Origin of the sequence: Pantoea sp. PNA 03-3, from assembly GCF_003201175.1 — a bacterium.
Taxonomy (GTDB): Bacteria; Pseudomonadota; Gammaproteobacteria; order Enterobacterales; family Enterobacteriaceae; genus Pantoea; species Pantoea stewartii.
The window spans coordinates 71,025-93,397 of the sequence record NZ_QICO01000004.1; the positions used below are offsets into that span (position 1 = coordinate 71,025).

Consider the following 22,373-nt stretch of genomic DNA (forward strand, 5'->3'; position numbering starts at 1 on the left):
TCGATGTGCATCCATTTCAGCGACGTGCACAGGGACGTTCAGGCCGAAACAGCAGGCGACTATTATGACTAAATACAGCCTGCGGGCGCGAATGATGATTTTAATCCTGGCGCCTACGCTAATGGTAGGCTTACTGCTCAGCTCATTTTTTGTGGTGCATCGCTACAATGAATTACAGCGCCAGGTGATTGAGGCGGGGGCAAATATCATTGAACCGCTGGCGGTCTCCACAGAATACAGCATGACCTGGCACAATCGTGATGCGCTGCGTGAACTGGTGAGTTTACTCCATCGCCGCCATTCCGGCATTGTACGGGCCATTTCTGTTTTTGATGATAATAACCAGCTCTACGTCACCTCCAACACCAACCAAAACCTCAGCCTGAAGACAAAGCAGGCGATCCAGGCGCTGCCCGAGGATGTTTCCCTGGAGGGCAGCGGCAACCTGTTGATCCTGCGCAAACCCATCACCTCCGAGCGTTACGCGGTGGATGAATTGCCCGGACAGGATGCCAAGCCCGCCGGGAATCCGCTGGGCTACGTGGCGATAGAGCTGGATTTGCAGTCCGTGCGTTTACAGCAATACCGGGAAGTCTTTATTGCCACCCTGATGCTGCTGTTCTGCCTGTGTATTGCCATGTTGTTTGCCTATCGCCTGATGCGGGACGTTACTGGCCCCATTCGCAATATGGTCAGCACCGTTGACCGGATTCGTCGTGGGCAACTGGACAGCCGGGTGGAAGGCCACATGCTGGGCGAGCTGAGCATCCTGAAGAATGGGATCAATGCCATGGCGATGTCGCTTACCGCCTACCACGAAGAGATGCAGCACAACATCGATCAGGCGACCTGGGACCTGCGGGAAACGCTGGAGCAGCTCGAAATTCAAAACGTTGAGCTGGATCTGGCCAAAAAACGTGCCCAGGAAGCTGCCCGCATCAAATCCGAATTCCTGGCGAACATGTCCCATGAACTGCGCACGCCGCTGAATGGCGTGCTGGGCTTTACCCGTCAAATGCTGAAAACGCCGCTGCGAACCACCCAGCGTGACTATATGCTGACGATTGAACGTTCGGCCAATAACCTGCTGTCGATTATCAATGACGTACTGGATTTCTCGAAGCTGGAAGCCGGAAAGCTGATGCTGGAATCCATTCCTTTCCCGCTTCGCGCCACGCTGGATGAAACGCTGGTTTTGCTGGCCCCATCGGCCCACGAAAAGAAGCTGGAGTTGACGGTGGTATGCGATAACAACGTCCCCGACAACGTGATCGGTGACGCGCTTCGCCTGCAGCAAATCCTGATTAACCTGATGGGCAATGCGATTAAGTTCACCGAAAAAGGCACCATCAATTTACGGGTTGAGCAACATACCCTTACGGCAACCCAGGTTGAGCTGGAGATTCAGGTGCGTGATACGGGGATAGGCATTTCCGAAGAACAGCAGGCGCAGCTGTTTCAGGCTTTTCGCCAGGCGGATGCCAGCATTTCCCGTCGCCACGGCGGATCGGGGCTGGGACTGGTGATCACCCAGAAACTGGTGCAGGAAATGAACGGGGAGATCACCTTCGTCAGCCGCCAGAATCACGGTTCCACCTTTTGGGTGCGCGTGAAACTTGATCTCAATCCGAATGCACCGAGTATGCCGCGCGTCCTTGACGCACTATCGAACACCCGCATGGCCTATGTGGAAGCGAATCCCGATGTTGCCAGCGCAGTCGTCGAGATTTTAGGCGCGACGCCGTTGCAGGTAGAGCATAGCTTAACGCTGGAAGGCCTGAGTCAGCCGCGTTATCCCCTGTTGCTGATGGCGATGCCTGTCGATGCCAGCCAGTCGCAGGTGCTGGAAAGCCGGTTTATCAATTCGCTGCTGGAACGCGCCGATCAGGTCATCATGGCGCTGCCAAGCCCAATGATGTTACTGGCCGATGAGCTAAAAGTACGTGGCATTGACGGCTGTATTGCCAAACCTGTCTCACAAACACGTTTACTGCCCATGCTGCTGGAGCTGCATGCCCGCCACAGTAACGATACCTCTTCCTCGCCGCGTCTGCCGTTAACCGTCATGGCGGTGGATGATAATCCTGCGAATCTCAAGCTGATCGGCGCACTGCTGGAAGAACAGGTTGAGCACAGCATCCTGTGCAATAACGCCGAGCAGGCCATCCACGTCGCCCACCGGCAAGCACTGGACGTGATTTTAATGGATATCCAGATGCCCGACATCGATGGCATTCGCGCCAGTGAAATTATCCGCACGCTGCCAAACCATGCCAACACGCCGATCGTCGCTGTAACCGCGCACGCGATCGATGGTGAACGTGAGCACCTGATCCGGGCCGGCATGAACGACTATCTTGCTAAGCCTATTGATGAAAATAAGCTCAGTCAGGTGTTGACGCGTTATATGCCCAGCCCGGCCAGCACTGTGCCCGAGGTTCCCCAGATCCTGCCCACGCTGGACTGGAAACTGGCGTTGCGTCAGGCGGCCAACAAACCTGATTTAGCGCGGGATTTATTGCGAATGCTGCTGGAATTTTTGCCGGAAGTGCACGCTAAGATCGTACAGTACATGGCTGAAAACGATGCGGTTGCCTTGCGGGAAATTATCCATAAACTTCACGGCAGCGCCAGTTACAGCGGCGTACCGCGGATGAAGCAACTCTGTCGTAAACTGGAAAAAGAACTGCATCAGGCCAGTGATATTGAGGCGCTGGAGCCGGAGTTGCTGGAGCTGCAGGATGAGATGGAAAATGTGGCCAGACAGGCGCGCCGCGTGCTCGCTATGCCGTGAAAGGCCGGTCAGTCAGCAGGCCCCTGAACGCCAGGGGCCGACAAATTAGCGTTTAAAAACCCCCGATTTTCAGGGTGGCCGCCACATTGCGTGCAGTAAGCCGCACATTGTTGCGTGCGCCATCCAGCGCTTCATCCAGCGAACAGATACGGTATAGCACGCTGAATACCGCATCAATGCCATGTTGATGAACGACGCCGACATCGTCCGTCAGGCTACCGGCAATGCCAATCACCGGAAGACCAAACCGCTTTGCAACTTTCGCGACGCCAATCGGCACTTTGCCATTGATACTCTGACTGTCTATGCGCCCTTCGCCCGTAATCACCAGTTGGGCGTCCTGCAACTGCGCCGCCAGCCCGAGCGCTTCTGTAACGATTTCAATACCGGGGCGCAGGGCCGCCTGGCAAAATGCATACAGCGCGGCCCCCATTCCCCCTGCGGCACCGCCACCGCTGACCTGCAGGACATCCATGCCCAGATCGCGCTGAATCATCGCAGCATAGTGCGTCAGCGCCTTATCGAGCAGTGCCACCCGTTCAGGTGTTGCGCCCTTTTGCGGGCCAAAGACCGCCGACGCACCGTCATCGCCTGTCAGCGTATTGGTCACATCACAGGCCACTTCGAAACGGCACGCCCGGATACGGCTGTCCAGGCGGGAAATATCAATGCGGGCCAGATGCGGCAGCGCGCCGCCGCCTGGGCCAATCTCTTCACCTTGCTTATCCAGCAAACGTGCACCCAGCGCCTGCATCATTCCTGCGCCGCCGTCATTGGTGGCGCTGCCACCAATGCCAATAATGATGTGCTTTACCCCTTTATCCAGCGCGTTTTTGATCAGTTCACCTGTGCCAAACGAAGTGGTAATCAATGGGTCGCGCCGCGCCGCCGGGACCAGCTCCAGGCCACTGGCGGCGGCCATCTCGATATAGGCGGTCTCGTCGTTGCCCGACACCCCATAGAACGCCTCCACAGGTTCCCCCAGTGGACCGGTCACCTGTAACCTGATCTTTTTTCCCTGGGTTGCAGCGACCATCGCTTCAACCGTGCCTTCACCGCCATCAGCGACCGGTATTTTCACATAATGCGCATCGGGGAAAATCTCGCGAAATCCCGCTTCGATTGCCGACGCCACATCCAGGGCAGAGAGACTTTCTTTATATGAATCCGGTGCGATGACGATTTTCATAAGCAATCCAGGCGGTATGGTTTGACGGTAAGGGAAGGACATTCGCCCGGCATCCGCAGATACCGGGCAACCCTTAGCGCGAAATTTCGACGTTTGCTAACTTTTCATAATAGCAGGCCAGCGCGCTGTGGTCGGCGGTTCCCTGTCCGTCGTTACGCAGTGCCTGCATCATCTCCATCACCGCCGCTGTCAGTGGCAGAGGAGCACCAATGTCATGTGAGGTATCCAGTGCGTTAGCCAGATCTTTAATATGTAAATCGATACGGAAGCCGGGTTTAAAATTGCGGTCCATCACCATCGGTGCTTTCGCATCCAGCACGGTGCTTCCTGCCAGACCGCCACGTATAGCCTGATAGACCAGCTCCGGATTGACACCGGCTTTGGTCGCCAGTGACAGCGCTTCTGACATCGCGGCAATATTCAGCGCCACAATCACCTGATTGGCCAGCTTGGTCACGTTACCGGCACCGATATCGCCGGTATGCACGACCGAGCCCGCCATGGCTTTCATGATGTCGTAACACTGGTCAAACACCGCTTTATCGCCGCCCACCATCACCGACAACGTGCCTTCGATGGCTTTGGGTTCGCCGCCGCTGACCGGCGCATCCAGCATACGGATCTGTTTTGCCGCCAGCGCATCATGGATTTCCCGGCTTGCCAGTGGGGCGATTGAGCTCATATCGATGACAATCAGACCGGGTTTTGCCCCATTGATAATGCCATTTTCACCCAGACAAACCTCTTTGACCTGCGGCGAGTTCGGCACCATGGTGATGACCACATCGCACTGCCCGGCAATCTCTTTCGCGTTGCTGGCCGTTGTCGCACCCAGCGCGACCAGCTCGGCCTCGTTTTCGGCATGATGATCCCGCACGACCAGTGAATAACCCGCCTTCAGCAGGTTTTTACTCATAGGTTTGCCCATAATCCCAAGGCCAATAAAGCCAATTTTCATTGCGTCTCTCCTGGATGATTACGTTTTAAATTTGTCACACAACGCCTGCGTGGCACTGCGGAAAACACCGAGATCGCTACCCACAGCAACAAAGGTCGCGCCCCACTCGAGGTAGCGGCGGGCGTCGGCCTCGACCGGCGCCAGAATCCCGCTGGGTTTGTTGGCAGCTTTTGCCCGTTCAAAGATGTGTTTGATGACGGGCAATACCGCCGGGTGCGCAGGCTGGCCGAGATAACCCAGCGCGGCGGACAGATCGCCCGGTCCGACAAAGATCCCGTCCACGCCCTCAACGGCCGCGATAGCATCGATGTTGTCCACGGCCTGCTGCGTTTCTATCTGGACTAACACCGTAATGTTGTCGTTGATAGTGCTGTTGTACGCTGGCATGGTGCCGTACATATTGCTGCGATGTGAAACGGATACGCCGCGAATCCCCGCAGGCGGATAACGCGTCGAGGCGACCGCACGTCTGGCCTCGTCTTCGTTCTCGACGAAGGGCACCAGAATGTTGTTAAAACCAATATCCAGCAGGCGTTTAATAATCACCGGCTCGTTACAGGGTGGACGCACAACCGGCGCACTATCGCTGCCTTTCAGCGCCATCAGTTGAGGCACAAAGGTGGTGATATCGTTAGGCGCGTGCTCGCCGTCCAGCACCAGCCAGTCAAATCCGGCCAGCCCCAGGACTTCAGTCGAAAGGGGATTCGCCAGGGCACACCAACTGCCAATCAGGGTTTCACCTGCCAGCAGGCGATGGCGAAATTCATTGCGCCAGGCTGTATTACTCATGGTTTTACTCCTGTGAAACGGGTTTCCTGCAGGAAGCCCAAAAACGTTAACGCACCAGGCACGGACGCTTGTGATCGAACGTCCACTGCGGAATCAGAAACTGCATGGCCTGTGCATCATCACGGGCACCCAGGCCATGCTTTTGATAAAGCGCATTAGCCTGCATCACCCGCTCCCTGTCCAGCTCAATACCCAGGCCCGGCTTCTGTGGCACTGCCACCCTGCCACCTTCAATCTGGAAAGGCGCTTTTGTGAGCCGTTGATTGCCCTCCTGCCAGATCCAGTGCGTATCAATGGCGGTGATGTTGCCCGGTGCGGCGGCCGCAACGTGCGTGAACATCGCCAGGGAAATATCGAAATGGTTGTTGGAATGGGAACCCCACGTCAGGCCAAATTCATGGCACATTTGCGCCACGCGCACGGATCCCTGCATCGTCCAGAAGTGCGGATCGGCCAGCGGGATATCGACTGACTGTAAAGACAAGGTGTGTCCCATCTGACGCCAGTCTGTAGCGATCATATTGGTGGCGGTAGGCAGGCCGGTGGCGCGCCGAAATTCGGCCATAACTTCGCGTCCGGAGTAGCCCTGCTCTGCGCCACAGGGATCCTCTGCATAGGCCAGCACACCTTTAAGCTGTTTACCCAGCGCGATGGCCTCCTCAAGCGACCAGGCCCCGTTGGGATCGATCGTGATACGCGCCTGGGGGAAACGCTTCGCCAGCGCAGCGATCGCTTCCGCCTCATCATGGCCGTTCAGCACACCGCCTTTCAGTTTAAAGTCGTTAAAGCCGTATTTTTCATAGGCCGCTTCGGCCAGCCTGACCACGGCCTCAGGCGTGAGCGCTTCCTCATGACGCAGGCGATACCAGTCACAGGTCTCGCTGTCCTGATTCTGATAAGGCAAGGTGGTTTTTCGGCGGTCGCCGACGTAAAACAGGTAACCCAGCATCTCGACGCTGTCGCGCTGCTGCCCGTCCCCTAGCAGTGAGGCGACATTCACGCCCAGATGCTGTCCCAGCAGATCCAGCAGCGCGGCTTCGATGCCGGTGACGACGTGAATGGTGGTGCGCAGGTCAAACGTCTGATTACCGCGCCCACCGGCATCCCGATCGGCAAACGTCGTGCGCACCAGATTCAGGATATTTTTATATTCACCCACCGTTTTACCCACCACCTGCGCGGCAGCCTCTTCCAGCGTCTGGCGTATCTTTTCGCCGCCGGGGATTTCTCCCAGGCCCGTATTGCCGGCATTATCTTCAAGGATGACGATATTACGGGTAAAGAAAGGTGAATGGGCGCCGCTCAGGTTCAGTAACATACTGTCATAGCCGGCGACCGGAATGACCTGCATGGCGGTGATCTTCGGTGTCGTGTTCATCTGTTATCCCTTAAGCAGAGGCCCGGCCAAAAGCCGGGCGTTTACGGTCAAATGTCCAGCCGGGAACCAGGTACTGCATGGCCGTCGCGTCATTACGTCCGCCCGCTGGCAGTGATTTGTAGCGTTCGTTTGCCCGCCGCAGTTGCGCCCAGTCCAGTTCAATGCCCAGGCCCGGTGCAGTGGGCACTGCAATTTTTCCCTGCTGAATCGGCAGTGGGTTTTTCGTCAGGCGCTGGTCGCCCTCCTGCCAGATCCAGTGCGTGTCTATCGCGGTGGGGTTACCGGGTGCCGCAGCGCCGACATGGGTAAACATGGCCAGGGAAATATCAAAGTGGTTATTGGAGTGACAGCCCCAGGTGAGTCCCCATTCATCGCACAGCTGAGCGACCCGCACGGCACCGCTCAGCGTCCAGAAATGGGGATCGGCCAGCGGGATATCGATCGCGTTGAGCATCAGTGCATGCTGCATCTCGCGCCAGTTGGTGGCGATCATGTTGGTGGCGACCGGCAGGCCCGTCGCGCGCCGAAACTCCGCCATCACCTCACGCCCGGAATAACCCTGCTCCGCCCCACAGGGATCTTCTGCATAGGTCAGCACATCCTGCATGCCTTTGCACAGCCGGATCGCCTCGTCCAGCCGCCAGGCGCCGTTAGGATCAACGGTGATACGCGCAGCGGGAAAGCGTTTTTTCAACGCCTGCGCGGTCGCGATTTCCTGTTCGCCCGGCAGCACGCCGCCCTTGAGTTTAAAATCGTGAAATCCGTATTTATCCTGAGCCGCTTCCGCCAGCCTGACGATGGCCTCACTGCTCAGGGCTTCCTGATGACGCAGCCGATACCAGTCATGCTGCGCGTTCTCACCAGTGAGGTAAGGCAGATCGGTTTTGCGCCGGTCACCGATATAGAACAGGTAACCCAACACCGTGACCGCATCGCGTTGTTTACCCGGCCCCAGCAGCTCGGCGACCGGCACGCCCAGACATTGCCCCAGCAGATCCAGCAGCGCGGCCTCCAGCGCCGCAACCGCATTTACGCGCAGTTCAAACGTCCAGGCGCCCTTGCCAAAAGTCTCGAAATCCGCAGACTGATTGCCCCGATGCACCTGCTGTATCAGCCGGTTCAGGCAGGCGACCTGCTGGCCTGTCACCTGCGGTACGGCATCCAGCAAGGTCTGATAAATGGTCTCGCCTCCCGGTGCCTCACCCAGCCCGGTATGACCCGCACTGTCCGTCAGTATTACAATGTTGCGGGTAAAACTGGCATTGTGTGCCCCCCCAATGTTCAGCAGCATACTGTCGTAACCGGCCACCGGCACAACCTGCATAGCGGTGATAACGGGCGTGGATTGCGTATTCATACAGGCTCCTTAGCGGGTTTTCAGCTCAATGCGCTTGATGTTATCCACCAGCACCAGATAACTGAGTACCGCGACAAAGGCGTGGATACCCACGTATACCAGCGCACCGTTATACGATCCGGTCGAGGCAATGATGTAGCCAATCGCAACAGGCGTGATAATGCCGGACGCATTACCAAACATATTGAACAGGCCGCCGCTCAGACCGCTGATCTCCTTCGGCGCGGTATCGGCCATCACCGCCCAGCCCAACGCACCAATGCCTTTGCCAAAAAAGGCCGTCGCCATAAACAGCACCACAACCCAGTCGGTTTCAACGTAGTTACATATCACCATAGAGGTCGAGAGCAGCATCCCGAGCACAATGGGCGTTTTGCGGGCAATGTTCAGGGAGCCGGTTTTGCGCATCAGCCAGTCGGAGATCACGCCACCCAGCACGCCGCCAATAAAGCCGCACAGTGCCGGTACGGAGGCAACAAAACCGGCTTTAAGAATCGACATTCCGCGCGCCTGAACCAGATAAACCGGAAACCAGGTGATAAAGAAATAGGTCAGTGCGTTGATGCAGTACTGGCCAATATAGATACCGATCATCATGCGTGACTGCAGCAGCTGTTTGATCTGGAACCGCTTGTCACGGAAGCTGACGTTTTGCTTTTCGCTTTTCTGATCCATGTTGATCAGTGCACCGCCCTGCTCCATGTATTCCCGTTCCGCCTGATTAACGCCAGGATGATCGCTGGGATCGTGAATCACTTTGAGCCAGATAAGGCTCAGGATGATGCCCAGTCCCCCCATGAACCAGAAGACATGAGCCCAACCGACTGCGGAGGTCAGCCAGCCCATGATGGGTGCGAAAATCACGGTCGCAAAATACTGGGCAGAATTGAAAATGGCCACGGCGGTACCGCGCTCCTGAGCCGGAAACCAGGCGGCCACAATCCGGCTGTTACCCGGAAATGAAGGTGCTTCTGCCAGCCCCACCATAAAGCGCAACATAAACAGCGCCATCACGATGGTGTAACCACTGAACAGGTCCACGAAACCTTGCAGCAAGGTAAATAACGACCAGAGGAAGATGCTCCAGAAATAGACGCGTTTGGACCCAAAGCGATCCAACAGCCAGCCGCCGGGGATTTGTCCAATAACATAGGCCCACGAAAACGCCGAGAAGATGTAACCCATGCCCACGGGATCGAGGCCAATATCCTTTGCCATCGCGGAGCCAGCGATGGATAACGTCGCCCGGTCGCCGTAGTTGAATGAGGTCACAATAAACAACATGACCACAATCCAGTAGCGTGCATTTGTCCGTTTCTGGACCGCCTCTGACGTCTGGTGAAAACTACTCATGATGCACTCCTGAAAAATAGCGAAAGTGACATTCGCTCTGACTGCATACACATCGCGTTGGGTATCAGAGAGATGTAGGTTAAACACGGCGATTTTTTTATTGGCAAATTGCTCACGCGGCGTGACATATAACCTGACCGGGGAAACGGAAATCAGTATAAGAAGTGGGTTTCACGGTGACATTGGAATATCTCCCTGGAATAAGGAGAAGGAATCGTGCTTTTTTGGGCTATTGCATAAAACACTGCGGCGCATTTCACGTATTTTGGTATTCCTCACCCAAAGCCAGCTCCTACGCCCGACGATCGCCGGCTTTGTGAGAATCTTCACTTGATTTGGTAAAAAGACATGAAAACGGCCGTCTCTGAAGGCTGAATGTAGGTCAATTGCACAATGTGCAGGTGAGAACCCCTCTTTATACTGACGGTGGCAAATACTGAACCTGTGACATCTGACTTCTTATAATGAATGCGCCACAGAAATAAGGCGCGACGCACTAGAAGGTGAGCGATGATCCCCCTGTCAAACGAACAACCGCTCTATATCAAAGTTCATGAAAACGATAACGTGGCCATTGTGGTTAACAGCCAGGGACTGCCTGCCGGTACCACGTTTCGTGATGGCTTAACTCTGACCGAGCATATCCCCCAGGGACACAAGGTGGCGCTGCAGGCTATTCCTGATGGGCAGCCCATACTGCGCTATGGCGAGGTGATTGGGCTGGCCATGCGTGATATCGCCCAGGGGAGCTGGATCGACGAATCGCTAATTGCTCTGCCGGACGCCCCGGACTTAGCGCATTTACCTTTAGCGAATAATGTGCCGCCGGCGTTACCGCCGCTGGACGGTTATACCTTTGAGGGCTATCGCAATGCCGACGGCAGCGTGGGCACCCGTAACCTGCTGGGGATCACCACCAGCGTGCACTGCGTCGCGGGTGTGGTGGATTATGTGGTGCAAATCATTGAGCGTGATTTACTGCCCCGCTATCCCAACGTTGATGGCGTGGTGGCGCTGAATCATCTTTATGGCTGTGGCGTGGCGATCAATGCCCCCGCGGCGGTGATCCCGATCCGAACCGTTCATAATCTGGCCCTGAATGCCAATTTCGGCGGCGAAATCATGGTGGTCAGCCTGGGATGCGAAAAGTTACAACCCGAACGCCTGCTGACCGGCACGCCTGACGTACAGCCCATCTCGCTGGACGATGCGGATATTGTGCGTTTGCAGGACGAGAGCCGGGTGGGCTTCGGTGCCATGGTGGATGAGATTTTGCAGGTCGCAGAGCGCCACCTGAGCCGCCTTAATCAACGCCAGCGCGAAACCTGCCCGGCCTCTGAACTGGTGGTTGGCATGCAGTGTGGCGGCAGCGACGCGTTTTCGGGCGTGACCGCGAATCCCGCCGTCGGCTTCGCCGCTGATCTGCTGGTACGCTGCGGAGCCACCGTAATGTTTTCTGAAGTCACGGAGGTACGGGATGCCATTCATTTGCTGACGCCACGCGTGGTTGACCAGACCGTGGGCCAGCGACTGATTGAGGAAATGGCCTGGTATGATCGCTATCTCGATCAAGGCAAAACGGACCGCAGCGCCAATCCCTCGCCCGGCAACAAGAAAGGCGGACTGGCCAACGTGGTGGAAAAAGCATTAGGCTCGATTGCCAAATCAGGCCGAAGCCCGATTATGGAAGTGCTGTCACCGGGACAACGGCCAACACGACGAGGGCTGATTTTTGCCGCCACGCCCGCCAGCGATTTTGTCTGCGGCACGCAGCAGCTGGCCTCAGGCATCACCTTACAGGTTTTTACAACAGGCAGGGGAACACCTTACGGCCTGGCGGCGATTCCGGTGATTAAAATGGCAACCCGTACCGCATTGGCTGAACGCTGGCATGATTTAATGGATATTAACGCCGGTACGATTGCCACGGGCGAAGAAACCATCGAGCAGGTTGGCTGGCGGTTGTTTACACTAATTCTGGACATTGCCAGCGGCCGGAAACAAACCTGGTCAGACCGCTGGGGCATCCGCAATCAGCTGGCGGTCTTTAATCCCGCACCGATCACCTGATGCCGTTTTTATGCAGACAGGCCGTGCTGACACCCGCGTGGCGCGCATGTCAGCCACGCGGGTGCCGTCTTCCCCACCCTGTACAGTCAGAGCTGTTTACCCCACTGCTCAACCCAGGGAGACGTTACCGACTCAGGCTCCGGATCTTCGGTGGCGTCGATGAGCAACACGTCACCGATCCGCTTCGCCTGGTGCGCCTGCAGCAATGCATCAAAACGCTTGCCTGCGCCGCAGAAATTTTCATAACTGCTGTCGCCCAACGCTATCACGCCATAACGCAACGTGGGCTGATGGCCCAGCTTATCCTGCATAGCATGAAACAGGCCGGAAATCGTATCCGGAAAATCGCCCTGACCGGTGGTCGAGGTGATGATCAGGGCGACATCACTGGCATAGTGTTGCCAGTCGGCCAGTGTCGGATCTTCGAAAATCGTTACCTCATGGCCCTGCTGCTGCAACAACGGCTCAGCTTCTTCTGCAACCAGTAAGGCGTTCCCATAGACGGTGCCTACAAAAATCCCAATCTTTGCCATTTCTTTTCCCCTTTATTCCGGAACGCTATCCTGACCTGAGCCTGCGAGAAACTCAACCCGTGGCACATCAGGAATACAGGCCTGCCAGCCAAACTGCTCCATCACCCGTTGCCAGACAGGATCGAGCCCGGCACGAATAAGCAGCGGTTCGCCCGTCACAGGATGGTTAAGGGATAAGCTGCTGGCATGCAGCATCAAACGGCTGGCCCCAAAGTGCGCAGCCGCACCACGATTCTGGCGTAAATCCCCGTGGGCCGAATCGCCGATGATGGGATGACGCAAATGGGACATGTGCCGACGGAGTTGATGTTTCCGCCCGGTTTGCGGTTTAAGCTCAACCAGGCTGTAACGTGCCGTGGGATAGCGACTGATGGCGACCGGCATTTCTACCGTTGCCAGTGCGGCGTAATCGGTCACCGCCGGCTGCGGCGCACGGGGTTCGCTGACAAATTTGTCCGCGATCTTGTCCAGCTCTTCCACCAACGGATAATCCAGCCTGTCACTGCCTTCAAGCCAGCCGCGCACAATGGCATGGTAGGTCTTTTCCATGTGGTGATGCTCAAACTGCTGGGACAGCAGGCGGCCTGCCTCACTGGACAGCCCCATCAGCAGCACGCCTGATGTGGGGCGATCCAGCCGATGCGCCGTGAAAACATGCTGGCCTATCTGGTCGCGTACCGTCTGCATCACAAACCGGGTTTCATGGCGATCAAGCCAACTGCGGTGCACCAGCCAGCCTGCGGGCTTATTCACCGCGACCAGCCACGCATCCTGATAAATGATTTCCAGCATCAGACCGGGTCATCCTGCAGCAATGCATCCAGCTGCTGTAAGGTCAGCAACAACAGTGTGCGCCCCGGCTGAACCGGCGTTAACGCCATTTCAAAATAGGGGGCAACCGCAAAATTTTTTGGCAATGCCTGGCCCGCACGAATCAGCATCTGCACCCGTGGAATCAGGACCCACTGCAACCATTCCAGCGGCTGCATCGTGTCGAGGAAAAAAGGTTGCTGGCTTGCGAAAGCCTGTTCGTCTGGCGCGTCCACCTGCCACAGATCGTGCTCACGCATGACGGCTTCGAGCTGTTCAAGCCGTTGCATAATAAACTGTTCTGACGTCATGCCTCACCTCTGACGAATAAAAAGGGGCGGCAAGGATAACCCGCAGGCACAAAAAAAGGGAGCACTGTATTAAACAGTGCTCCCGGTTCGTTTGCAGCTCTCCTGCTACGTTAATGCTCCCTGCTCATCCTTGACAACTTTTCCCGTGCGTAGTCCTTCCGCGAATCATCCTGATCACTCCTTAGCCTCCTGGCCCACCGCCTCGTCCGAGGGGCTCTCATTCTCCATCCTGGAGGTGTCCCTTAACTCATTCCTGAGTGTCCTGCTTCGTCCTGAAGCCTTCCTTGTGACGTAACAGTATTACGTTCCTGCCTCCTGGCCACCGTCTTCCTGACGGTTCCTGCTGTCCATGACGTCCTGTCAGCGAGACCTATTCTCTTAAGAAAAGCCTCAGGGCACAAGGTGTTAAAACACGATATAACGCGATCCTGTTCAAGAGATTGAACAGCGGTGCTAATAAGTTAATGATTTACAATATTTTTACATCTCGGCCGCTACTTCACCGTTTCGCTAATATGGCGATCTCTCACACGGCATGTAAGAGATCTCTCACACGCGAAGCGGCACATCTCTGCAATTAATCACTAAGCGGTTGTAAATTATTAAGAAAAGTACAGATATCCGATGCCAGCGTAATACGTTTCTTCTGACCGGGCGTTTCAAGGATGATGTCACCGCTCAGATTGCACAGGGAAATAATGTTCTCTTCTGACGCAGTGGTGGCAATAAACAGTGTTGGATTCTGCTTCAGGCGCCGCTGCATGACGAGGTGCCCGATCAGGTTTTCCTGCAGCCGGACAAAGTCGGTTTCACTCCAGACCTGGAGCAGCGTTAGCCTGTGGTCCTGCCACATGGCCTGCATGTCCCCCGCGAACTGGTGCGTATAAAAGGCCGTAATCTGCGGTTGCAGCGCAATCTCCAGCGCCCGCTCAACCGCCTCCAGCGAGGGCGGTAGTGTAAAGGGTTGCGGTTGCCAGAGCGCACACTCATCACGGTTTTCCAGCAAACAGGGGGAAGGAATACCATAAAGATCGCGACTGGCTGGCGCATGGCCCCGGCTCTGCTGCCAGTGCTGGCAGTAGCGCGTGGTAAAATCCGTTAACGCTTCAGCGGTTTGCTGCATCATTCAAATTCTCACTTCTGATAGGTTACACTTACTCACTTTGATGACTCTAGTGGTAACCGTTATGTCTTCTTACCAGCCGGACCCGGCACTGAGCAACCTGACGCTGGGCAAGCCTACAGCGTATCACGATCGCTATGACAACAGCTTATTACAGGCCGTGCCGCGCAGCATGAATCGCGAGCCTTTGGGCCTTTATCCCGATAATTTGCCGTTCTCGGGCAGTGATATCTGGACGCTCTATGAACTCTCATGGCTCAACAGCAAAGGCGTGCCCCAGGTGGCCGTGGGCGAAGTCGAGCTTGATGCCCGGAGCCGTAATCTTATCGAATCAAAGAGTTTTAAGCTCTACCTTAACAGCTTTAACCAGACGCGATTTACAGACTGGGCCGAGGTACGCCAGACGCTGGAGCAGGACCTGCGCGCCTGTGCCGAGGGCGATGTCCGTGTGGCGCTGTTTCGCTTACAGGAGATCGAAGGTCAGCCTGTCGGTCACTTTGCGGGCACCTGCATTGATGAGCAGGACATCGAGATTGAAGATTACGGCTTCAATGCCGATTATCTGATCGACGCCGCCGGTCAGGAACAGGTGCAAGAAACGCTGGTCAGCCATCTGCTTAAATCCAACTGTTTGATCACCAATCAGCCTGACTGGGGATCGGTAATGATTCGCTATCAGGGCCCGCGCATCGATCGTGAAGCTCTGCTGCGCTATATCGTTTCATTTCGTCAGCATAATGAGTTTCATGAACAGTGCGTGGAGCGTATTTTCAACGACCTGATGCGCTTTTGTCAGCCATCACAGCTGACCGTCTACGCACGTTACACGCGACGGGGTGGACTGGATATCAATCCGTGGCGCAGTAATGTGCCCTTTACGCCGGGCCATTCTCGTCTGGTTCGTCAATAGTTTGCGAATCCTTTCTCAGACTGTTAAACGCGCATACGGTTCCACTTGAGCAAACCTTGCCGACAAGGCTACTCTGGACAGGGCGGTAACCTGCGGGTTGCCAACCAGGGATTTTGGTCACTGCATTTGCAGTGTCAGTTATCACCCCAGCGGGTGCAAAGGAGTTCATTTGATTACACATGTCAGCCCTCTTGGCTCTATGGATCTGCTCTCCCAACTGGAAGTAGATATGCTGAAGCGCACGGCCAGCAGCGATTTGTATCAACTTTTCCGTAACTGCTCGCTCGCCGTACTCAACTCTGGCAGTCAGACTGACAGCAGCCATGAACTGCTGTCGCGTTTTGAGAACTTCGACATCAACGTACTGCGCCGTGAGCGCGGCGTTAAGCTGGAACTGATTAATCCCCCGGAAGAAGCCTTCGTCGACGGTCGTATCATCCGTTCACTCCAGGCCAACCTGTTTGCCGTCTTGCGCGACATCCTGTTTGTCAATGGCCAGCTCGCCAGCTCGGGGCGTTTACCCTGCGAAGAGGACAACGACTCAGCCACCATCACCAACACGGTGTTTTCCATTTTGCGCAATGCCCGCGCCCTGCATGTGGGTGAATATCCCAATACCGTTGTCTGCTGGGGTGGCCACTCGATCAACGCGGTGGAATACCAGTATTGTCGCAACGTGGGCACGCAACTGGGGCTGCGTGAGCTGAACATTTGTACCGGTTGTGGACCGGGCGTGATGGAAGCGCCGATGAAAGGTGCCGCCGTGGGCCATGCCCAGCAGCGCTATCGTGACAGCCGCTTTATCGGGTTAACTGAGCCGTCTATTATCGCGGCTGAGCCACCGAATCCGCTGGTGAACGAACTTATCATCATGCCGGATATCGAAAAGCGCCTGGAAGCCTTTGTGCGCATCGCGCACGGCATCATCATCTTCCCGGGCGGCGTGGGTACCGCAGAGGAGTTCCTCTATCTGTTGGGCATTCTGATGAATCCACAGAACGCGCATCAGGTTCTGCCGCTTATTCTGACCGGCCCGAAAGAGAGCGCCGATTATTTCCGCGTACTGGACGACTTCATTGTCAGCACGCTCGGCGAGCAGGCACGTAAGCATTATCAGATCATCATTGACGATGCTGCTGAAGTTGCCCGCCTGATGAGAAAAGCCATGCCGCAGGTGAAAGAGCATCGCCGTGAAACCGGTGACGCCTACAGTTTTAACTGGTCAATGCGTATTGCTCAGGATCTGCAGGTGCCGTTTATGCCAACGCATGAAAATATGGCCAACCTCAATCTCTACACAAACCAGGCTCCAGAAAAACTGGCGGCGGATTTGCGCCGGGCCTTCTCTGGGATTGTTGCAGGAAACGTCAAAGAGATGGGCATTCGCGAAATCCGCGAAAAAGGCCCTTACAAACTGCACGGCGATGCCGACATCATGCACCGCATGGATGAACTGCTACAGGGCTTTGTGGCGCAGCAACGTATGAAACTGCCCGGCACTGCCTATATTCCGTGCTACGAAATCATCAAGTAAATCTGGAGGCAGCCTGCGGGCTGCCCATATCTTATGTCTCTTCACTTACTCATTGTTGACGCCCTCAATTTAATTCGTCGCCTGCATGCGGTACAAGGCTCGCCCTGCGTCGACAGTTGCGTAGGCGCGCTGCGTCAGCTTCTGGGGCACACGCGGCCGACGCACGTGGTGGCGGTGTTTGATGGTGAAGCCCGCCATCAGGGATGGCGGCACCAGTTGTTGCCTGACTATAAAAGTGGACGCCCACCGATGCCCGACGATTTGCAGGCCGAAATGCCCGCGCTGAAGGACGCCTTTCGAAACGCGGGCGTCAGTTGCTGGATAGCCGACCAGGATGAAGCCGACGATCTGGCGGCGACGCTGGCGGTCAAAATGGCGCAGGCAGGTCATCAGGCGACCATCGTTTCAACCGACAAAGGTTACTGCCAGTTACTGGCACCGACGATTCGCATCCGTGACTATTTTCAAAAGCGCTGGCTGGATGTGCCTTTTATTGAAGCCGAATTCGGCGTTGCACCCGCGTTGCTGCCTGACTACTGGGGATTGTGCGGCATCAGCAGCAGTAAAATTCCCGGCATCGCAGGCATTGGCCCCAAAAGCGCCCGGGAACTGCTACAGCAGTTTGGTTCGCTGGAATCGCTGTATCAGCAGTTGGATCAGGTGCCGACCAAATGGCGTAATAAGTTACAGGCCGGACAGGAGATGGCGCTGATCAGCCGCGACGTGGCCCGGCTGAAACAGGATTTGGTGCTGGAAGGGAATCTGAATTTACTGCGTTACCATGGCGGCTAATCATATCAGACCGGGCACAATCGCGCCCGGTCAGCAGGGTTAACGCTCGTCGCGGCGGCCACCGACAGCGGCCCAGATGCGACGAATGTGCACTGTCACTTCTTCACGATCGTGATAAAGCTGACGTGCCCGAATCTGCGCGTTAACGCCATTTTCATTGAGTCGCTGCTCGATCATGGCCAGATTCTGCGTGACTTCTTCGTAGCGCTTCTTCATGGGCAGTTTCAGGTTAAATATGGCTTCGCGGCACCAGCCGTTGACCAGCCAGTCCGCCATCAGGTTCGCCACGCGAGCCGGCTTTTCCACCATGTCGCAGACCAGCCAGCTGATGTTGGTGCGGGGCGGACGGAAACGGAAACCGTCTTCACGCTCGTGAAAAACCTGGCCGGTCTCCATCAGGCTGGGCGCCATCGGCCCGTTATCCACGGCGTAAACCATCATGCTGCGCTGTACCAGTTGATAGGTCCAGCCGCCTGGACAGGCCCCCAAATCGACGGCATACATTCCACTGGCCAGACGTTCATCCCACTCATCGGCCGGAACAAAAACGTGAAAGGCCTCTTCCAGCTTAAGCGTGGACCGACTCGGCGCATCAGACGGGAACTTAAGACGCGGAATGCCCATATAAAAGGGTGAGCTGTTCTCCGGCAGTGAATACCCGACGTAGCAGGTGCCGGGGGCGATAAAGAACACATGCACGACCGGGCGTTTTGGGCTTTCATAGTTGAGCAGGATTTTGCTCTCACGCAGGCTGGCGCGCAGCGGGACGGTAAACTTGCGGCAGAACCTGGTGAGCTCTTTGGCTTCGTTGGTGTCCGGCACTTCAACACGCAGTTCCCCGCCCTTTTCCACCACGCCGCTTAACATGCCTACGATGGGGGAAATACGATCGTCCTGGGGCAGATCCCGCAGCAGTTCGCCAACAACCAGCATCTGACGGGCAAAAATCAACTGCTCAAACGGCAACTCGCGGATCAGTCTCTCCGCATCGGGCTGCTGGTAGCACTCAAACAGGACATAACCTGCATCCTCTTTAACCCGAGGAAAGCCGTAAACATTGCGCTCGGCGGCTTTAGCACTAATTTCCGCCGCACACTCTTTTTCAAAGCCAGCGCGGCAATACAGTAAAACTTTATTCATGGCGTTCTGCCTTGGTTTTAAGACGCAGTGCGCCAATCAACATCAATAGCCAGCCAACGAGGAAGAACAGCCCCCCAACTGGCGTGATAAAAACAAAAAACGTTAAGTGCGACAGCGCCAGGGAATAGAGGCTGCCGCTGAATAATACGGTACCCAGTGCCATAGAGGCGCTGCTCCAGTAGAACCAGATATTACAGCGATAAAGCATCGCCGCTCCCAGCCCCAGCACAGCCAGCGTATGATAAGCCTGGTATTCCAGCCCGGTATGAATCCAGGCCATTTCAGTCGCTCCCAGCGTTTTATTCAACACATGAGCACCAAAAGCACCAAATGCCACCAGGAAAAACCCACTGATGGCCGCAAAAATAAACATGGCACGTCTGGACATGAATGTATCCTCAAGGTGCGTTTGCAGGTCCCTGCAAAAAAATAAAAAAGTTACTGATCATAACGAAAGCGGAATTTTTCTTGTTCGGTAGCCGCTTTGGCGAGGATCCACTGTCGAAAGGCGGCTATTTTACCCAGTTCTGCCTGACTGTCATGACAAACCAGATAAAAAGCATTTTTGCTCACTAAAACGTCATTAAACGGACAAATCAACCGTCCCGCTTCGATTTCGCTTTGCGCCATAACGTTATTGGCCAGGGCAACGCCCTGCCCATGGATGGCCGCCTGCAGCACCATCGCGCTGTGGCTGAAAATGGGCCCCTGTTGCACATTGATATGCTGGACGCCTGACTGACGGATATACGCCTGCCAGTCACGGCGGGAAGCATCATGCAACAATGTAAAACGAGCCAGATCCATGGGCGTTTTCAGGGGATTTTCCCCCGTCATCAGCGACGGCGAACAAACCGGCAGCAAATATTCGGCATAGAGTTTTTCGACCCGCAGGCCTGGCCAGTTTCCCCGGCCATAGAAAATGGCCACATCCACATCATCGGCCAGCTTCTCTTCATCCCGATCGACCGCCTGAATGCGGACGTCAATTCCCGGATAAGCCAGATTAAAGCTGGAAAGACGCGGGACCAGCCACTGAATCGCAAAGCTTGGCAGCAAACTCACCGTCAACGCCCCTTTGGCGCTGCGTGCCTGCAGTTTACGCGTCGCTTCGTTGAGCGCAGAGAAAATTTCTTTGATATCCAGATAGTAGCTTTGGCCTTCCTCGGTGAGTAAAAGCGACCGGTTTCGCCGTCTGAACAGCTTCAGTCCCAGAAAATCTTCCAGTGATTTGATCTGGTGACTGACAGCAGCCTGAGTCACAAACAGCTCTTCAGCGGCTTTGGTGAAGCTTAAATGGCGTGCTGCGGCATCAAATACCCGCAGTGCATTCAGGGGAGGAAGACGTTTTGACATGGTTATCCATAGCCAGCCTGGCAAAAAATACGCGGACTAATACAAAGCCTTAACGTATTAGAATTTATAATCCGAGACATTATAAATTGTCCGTTGAGGAAGCTCCAGCAAATACCTATAGTTGCGGTACTTCCTGAGCCGGAACGAAAAGTTTTTAGATTTGTGAGTGAGTTCGCAGATTTTCTGAAAGCTTTTGGCTTGTGGTCGTGATGTTGTGTTTGCAATTTTGATCTGACCTTTACAGATCAAGCTTTTTTATTTCCTGTAGATTTACCCTGTCTGTCCATTGTGATATTGAGTAGCACCGCAAATTGCGGTGCTTTTTTTATGCGCGGATTACTTCATCTCAACCATTTCTTTCACATCTGAACGATTAATCTGCTGCTCATTGCCATTCGCATCTTTATAGCTAATCATACCGGTATCAGTATCGACTCTTGGTTTACCTTCAGCAACGATAGTGCGTCCGTCATTGGTATGCATTACGTAGTTGCTTGAACAGGCAGCCAGGGTAAAGGCCATTGTACAAACGGCCAGCATTGCGGCGAGTTTTTTCATCTTCTATCTCCTTGCAGATTGATTGCACCAAACCGCCCGCGTTACGCTGACCCGAGAAATGGTCAAGTGGGATCGACTATCAGAATGTCGTATCGCCATGCGGGTGAAGTTTTTACCTTGCAATATTCAGCATAACCCGCTTTTCCAGCTTTGCCAGACAGACATCCATCTTTCAGCCTGAGTCTGATAATTAACAACGAGCTATGTATGCGTGCCTTTAATCCTTCTTCATTCCGGCAGCAGTTTCCTGCCCTGAGCGACGCGGGTGTTTATCTCGACAGCGCCGCCACCACGCTAAAACCGCAGGCGGTAATCGAGGCGACTCAGCAGTTCTACAGCCTGAGCGCCGGTACGGTTCATCGTAGCCAGTTTGCAGCGGCTCGCCGGTTAACCGAGCAGTATGAGCAGGCGCGGGGCCAGGTGGCGCAGTGGCTCAATGCCGCCAGTGACCGGCAGATTGTCTGGACGCGCGGTACCACCGAAGCCATTAACCTGGTGGCGCAAAGCTGGTTAGCCCCGCGTTTACAGCCCGGCGATGAAATCCTCGTCAGCGAAGCCGAGCACCACGCCAATCTGGTTCCCTGGCTCATGGTCGCACAGGCCACGGGCGCGCGCGTGGTAAAATGGCCAATCGGTGAGGATCGCCTGCCCGATATCGCCGTGCTGCCCTCACTGATCACTCACCGGACGCGTCTGCTTGCGCTGGGTCAGATGTCCAATGTCACAGGCGGCTGCCCCGATTTATCCCGGGCCATCGCTCTTGCCCATGCGGCAGGGGCAAAAGTTATGGTCGATGGCGCGCAGGGCGTCGTACATTGCCCGCCGGATGTACAGGCGCTGGATATTGATTTCTATGCCTTTTCCGGCCACAAGCTCTATGGCCCAATGGGCATCGGTGTGCTGTACGGTAAAGCGGAATTGCTGGAAGAGATGGCCCCCTGGCAGGGCGGCGGTAAGATGCTGACGAAGGTCGACTTCACCGGCTTTACGCCCCAGCCGGTGCCCTGGCGCTTTGAGGCCGGTACACCAAACGTGGCGGGCGTGACCGGACTGAGTGCCGCGCTGAGCTGGCTGCAACAGCATAATATGTCTAAAGCGGAGATCTGGAGCCAGCAGTTAGCCAGTCTGGCCGAGGAACAGCTTGCAGAACTGCCGGGCTTTCGAAGTTTCCGTTGTGGCCAGGCCAGCCTGCTGGCCTTCGACATTCAGGGAATTCATCACAGCGATATCGTGACACTGCTGGCAGAGCACGGGATCGCCTTACGTGCGGGTCAACATTGTGCCCAACCGTTAATGGCGGCACTGGGCGTTGAGGGGACGCTGCGCGTATCGTTTGCCCCCTATAATAATTTACAGGACGTCGATGCGCTGCTGCGCGCTATGCACAGCGCTGTCGCGTTGTTATCGGAGTTTTAATC

Annotated in this window: 20 protein-coding genes; 6 read left to right on the forward strand and 14 right to left on the reverse strand. The window is 55.6% G+C overall.

Going from position 1 to position 22,373, the window contains the following annotated elements:
- Positions 1 to 64: 64 nt before the first annotated feature.
- Positions 65 to 2,794, forward strand: a complete 2,730-nt coding sequence (gene barA / locus C7433_RS13350; protein WP_110268344.1) for a two-component sensor histidine kinase BarA — start codon at positions 65 to 67, stop codon at positions 2,792 to 2,794.
- Between the two features lie 52 nt (positions 2,795 to 2,846).
- Here barA and C7433_RS13355 read toward each other — a convergent pair whose 3' ends face one another.
- The 6 genes from C7433_RS13355 to C7433_RS13380 form a co-directional block, all read right to left on the reverse strand.
- Positions 2,847 to 3,983, reverse strand: coding sequence for a glycerate kinase (locus C7433_RS13355; RefSeq protein ID WP_006120767.1), 1,137 nt, complete (start codon positions 3,981 to 3,983; stop codon positions 2,847 to 2,849).
- Between the two features lie 73 nt (positions 3,984 to 4,056).
- Complete coding sequence (gene garR, locus C7433_RS13360) at positions 4,057 to 4,941, reverse strand: 2-hydroxy-3-oxopropionate reductase (RefSeq protein ID WP_039338380.1); 885 nt, start codon at positions 4,939 to 4,941, stop codon at positions 4,057 to 4,059.
- An 18-nt stretch (positions 4,942 to 4,959) separates the two neighbouring features.
- Complete coding sequence (gene garL / locus C7433_RS13365) at positions 4,960 to 5,730, reverse strand: 2-dehydro-3-deoxyglucarate aldolase (protein WP_006120769.1); 771 nt, start codon at positions 5,728 to 5,730, stop codon at positions 4,960 to 4,962.
- Positions 5,731 to 5,776: 46 nt separating this feature from the next.
- Positions 5,777 to 7,108, reverse strand: a complete 1,332-nt coding sequence (gene gudD / locus C7433_RS13370) for a glucarate dehydratase (protein ID WP_110268345.1) — start codon at positions 7,106 to 7,108, stop codon at positions 5,777 to 5,779.
- A 10-nt stretch (positions 7,109 to 7,118) separates the two neighbouring features.
- The gene (locus C7433_RS13375) at positions 7,119 to 8,465 is read right to left on the reverse strand and encodes an enolase C-terminal domain-like protein (protein ID WP_110268346.1); all 1,347 of its coding nucleotides are present in this window, start codon (positions 8,463 to 8,465) and stop codon (positions 7,119 to 7,121) included.
- Positions 8,466 to 8,474: 9 nt separating this feature from the next.
- The gene (locus tag C7433_RS13380; protein ID WP_054633225.1) at positions 8,475 to 9,818 is read right to left on the reverse strand and encodes an MFS transporter; all 1,344 of its coding nucleotides are present in this window, start codon (positions 9,816 to 9,818) and stop codon (positions 8,475 to 8,477) included.
- Between the two features lie 510 nt (positions 9,819 to 10,328).
- On the opposite strand from C7433_RS13380, the gene garD reads away from it, so the two are divergent.
- The gene (gene garD, locus C7433_RS13385; protein ID WP_110268347.1) at positions 10,329 to 11,888 is read left to right on the forward strand and encodes a galactarate dehydratase; all 1,560 of its coding nucleotides are present in this window, start codon (positions 10,329 to 10,331) and stop codon (positions 11,886 to 11,888) included.
- Positions 11,889 to 11,974: 86 nt separating this feature from the next.
- Here the strand turns inward: garD and C7433_RS13390 are convergent, their stop codons facing one another.
- The 4 genes from C7433_RS13390 to syd all read right to left on the reverse strand — a co-directional run bounded on the left by C7433_RS13390 (position 11,975) and on the right by syd (position 14,668).
- Positions 11,975 to 12,421, reverse strand: a complete 447-nt coding sequence (locus C7433_RS13390; RefSeq protein ID WP_006120773.1) for a flavodoxin — start codon at positions 12,419 to 12,421, stop codon at positions 11,975 to 11,977.
- Positions 12,422 to 12,433: 12 nt separating this feature from the next.
- Entirely contained in the window at positions 12,434 to 13,213 is a 780-nt protein-coding gene (gene truC, locus C7433_RS13395) for a tRNA pseudouridine(65) synthase TruC (RefSeq protein ID WP_054633223.1), read from the reverse strand.
- Positions 13,213 to 13,542: a YqcC family protein gene (locus C7433_RS13400; RefSeq protein WP_006120775.1), complete on the reverse strand. Its 330-nt coding sequence runs from the start codon at positions 13,540 to 13,542 to the stop codon at positions 13,213 to 13,215. The genes truC and C7433_RS13400 overlap by 1 nt, the downstream gene beginning before the upstream one ends.
- Positions 13,543 to 14,119: 577 nt before the next feature.
- Positions 14,120 to 14,668, reverse strand: coding sequence for a SecY-interacting protein (syd, locus tag C7433_RS13405; RefSeq protein ID WP_006120776.1), 549 nt, complete (start codon positions 14,666 to 14,668; stop codon positions 14,120 to 14,122).
- Positions 14,669 to 14,729: 61 nt separating this feature from the next.
- On the opposite strand from syd, the gene queF reads away from it, so the two are divergent.
- The 3 genes from queF to xni all read left to right on the forward strand — a co-directional run bounded on the left by queF (position 14,730) and on the right by xni (position 17,901).
- Positions 14,730 to 15,575, forward strand: coding sequence for an NADPH-dependent 7-cyano-7-deazaguanine reductase QueF (gene queF / locus C7433_RS13410; protein ID WP_033739575.1), 846 nt, complete (start codon positions 14,730 to 14,732; stop codon positions 15,573 to 15,575).
- A gap of 169 nt (positions 15,576 to 15,744) precedes the next feature.
- The gene (ppnN, locus tag C7433_RS13415) at positions 15,745 to 17,109 is read left to right on the forward strand and encodes a nucleotide 5'-monophosphate nucleosidase PpnN (protein WP_006120778.1); all 1,365 of its coding nucleotides are present in this window, start codon (positions 15,745 to 15,747) and stop codon (positions 17,107 to 17,109) included.
- 33 nt (positions 17,110 to 17,142) lie between these two features.
- A complete protein-coding gene (gene xni / locus C7433_RS13420) occupies positions 17,143 to 17,901 on the forward strand; it encodes a flap endonuclease Xni (RefSeq protein WP_006120779.1) in 759 nt (252 codons plus the stop codon).
- Between the two features lie 39 nt (positions 17,902 to 17,940).
- Here the strand turns inward: xni and rlmM are convergent, their stop codons facing one another.
- From rlmM to C7433_RS13440, 4 genes are all read right to left on the reverse strand, one after another.
- On the reverse strand, positions 17,941 to 19,041 hold the full coding sequence (gene rlmM, locus C7433_RS13425) for a 23S rRNA (cytidine(2498)-2'-O)-methyltransferase RlmM (RefSeq protein ID WP_039338395.1): 1,101 nt from the start codon (positions 19,039 to 19,041) through the stop codon (positions 17,941 to 17,943).
- Positions 19,034 to 19,429, reverse strand: coding sequence for a DUF423 domain-containing protein (locus tag C7433_RS13430; RefSeq protein ID WP_014605150.1), 396 nt, complete (start codon positions 19,427 to 19,429; stop codon positions 19,034 to 19,036). Before C7433_RS13430 ends, rlmM begins: the two co-directional genes overlap by 8 nt.
- A gap of 50 nt (positions 19,430 to 19,479) precedes the next feature.
- Positions 19,480 to 20,397, reverse strand: a complete 918-nt coding sequence (locus C7433_RS13435; RefSeq protein ID WP_006120782.1) for a transcriptional regulator GcvA — start codon at positions 20,395 to 20,397, stop codon at positions 19,480 to 19,482.
- 336 nt (positions 20,398 to 20,733) lie between these two features.
- Positions 20,734 to 20,955, reverse strand: coding sequence for a YgdI/YgdR family lipoprotein (locus C7433_RS13440; RefSeq protein WP_006120783.1), 222 nt, complete (start codon positions 20,953 to 20,955; stop codon positions 20,734 to 20,736).
- A 207-nt stretch (positions 20,956 to 21,162) separates the two neighbouring features.
- Here C7433_RS13440 and csdA point away from each other — a divergent pair, with 207 nt between their 5' ends.
- Entirely contained in the window at positions 21,163 to 22,371 is a 1,209-nt protein-coding gene (csdA, locus tag C7433_RS13445) for a cysteine desulfurase CsdA (protein ID WP_006120784.1), read from the forward strand.
- The last annotated feature ends 2 nt before the right edge of the window (positions 22,372 to 22,373 follow it).

Coding starts and splice junctions, on each gene's coding strand:
- barA (WP_110268344.1), top strand. CDS start 65: ATGACTAAATACAGCCTGCGGGCGCGAATGATGATTTTAATCCTGGCG.
- C7433_RS13355 (WP_006120767.1), bottom strand. CDS start 3,983: ATGAAAATCGTCATCGCACCGGATTCATATAAAGAAAGTCTCTCTGCC.
- garR (WP_039338380.1), bottom strand. CDS start 4,941: ATGAAAATTGGCTTTATTGGCCTTGGGATTATGGGCAAACCTATGAGT.
- garL (WP_006120769.1), bottom strand. CDS start 5,730: ATGAGTAATACAGCCTGGCGCAATGAATTTCGCCATCGCCTGCTGGCA.
- gudD (WP_110268345.1), bottom strand. CDS start 7,108: ATGAACACGACACCGAAGATCACCGCCATGCAGGTCATTCCGGTCGCC.
- C7433_RS13375 (WP_110268346.1), bottom strand. CDS start 8,465: ATGAATACGCAATCCACGCCCGTTATCACCGCTATGCAGGTTGTGCCG.
- C7433_RS13380 (WP_054633225.1), bottom strand. CDS start 9,818: ATGAGTAGTTTTCACCAGACGTCAGAGGCGGTCCAGAAACGGACAAAT.
- garD (WP_110268347.1), top strand. CDS start 10,329: ATGATCCCCCTGTCAAACGAACAACCGCTCTATATCAAAGTTCATGAA.
- C7433_RS13390 (WP_006120773.1), bottom strand. CDS start 12,421: ATGGCAAAGATTGGGATTTTTGTAGGCACCGTCTATGGGAACGCCTTA.
- truC (WP_054633223.1), bottom strand. CDS start 13,213: ATGCTGGAAATCATTTATCAGGATGCGTGGCTGGTCGCGGTGAATAAG.
- C7433_RS13400 (WP_006120775.1), bottom strand. CDS start 13,542: ATGACGTCAGAACAGTTTATTATGCAACGGCTTGAACAGCTCGAAGCC.
- syd (WP_006120776.1), bottom strand. CDS start 14,668: ATGATGCAGCAAACCGCTGAAGCGTTAACGGATTTTACCACGCGCTAC.
- queF (WP_033739575.1), top strand. CDS start 14,730: ATGTCTTCTTACCAGCCGGACCCGGCACTGAGCAACCTGACGCTGGGC.
- xni (WP_006120779.1), top strand. CDS start 17,143: ATGTCTCTTCACTTACTCATTGTTGACGCCCTCAATTTAATTCGTCGC.
- rlmM (WP_039338395.1), bottom strand. CDS start 19,041: ATGAATAAAGTTTTACTGTATTGCCGCGCTGGCTTTGAAAAAGAGTGT.
- C7433_RS13430 (WP_014605150.1), bottom strand. CDS start 19,429: ATGTCCAGACGTGCCATGTTTATTTTTGCGGCCATCAGTGGGTTTTTC.
- C7433_RS13435 (WP_006120782.1), bottom strand. CDS start 20,397: ATGTCAAAACGTCTTCCTCCCCTGAATGCACTGCGGGTATTTGATGCC.
- C7433_RS13440 (WP_006120783.1), bottom strand. CDS start 20,955: ATGAAAAAACTCGCCGCAATGCTGGCCGTTTGTACAATGGCCTTTACC.
- csdA (WP_006120784.1), top strand. CDS start 21,163: ATGCGTGCCTTTAATCCTTCTTCATTCCGGCAGCAGTTTCCTGCCCTG.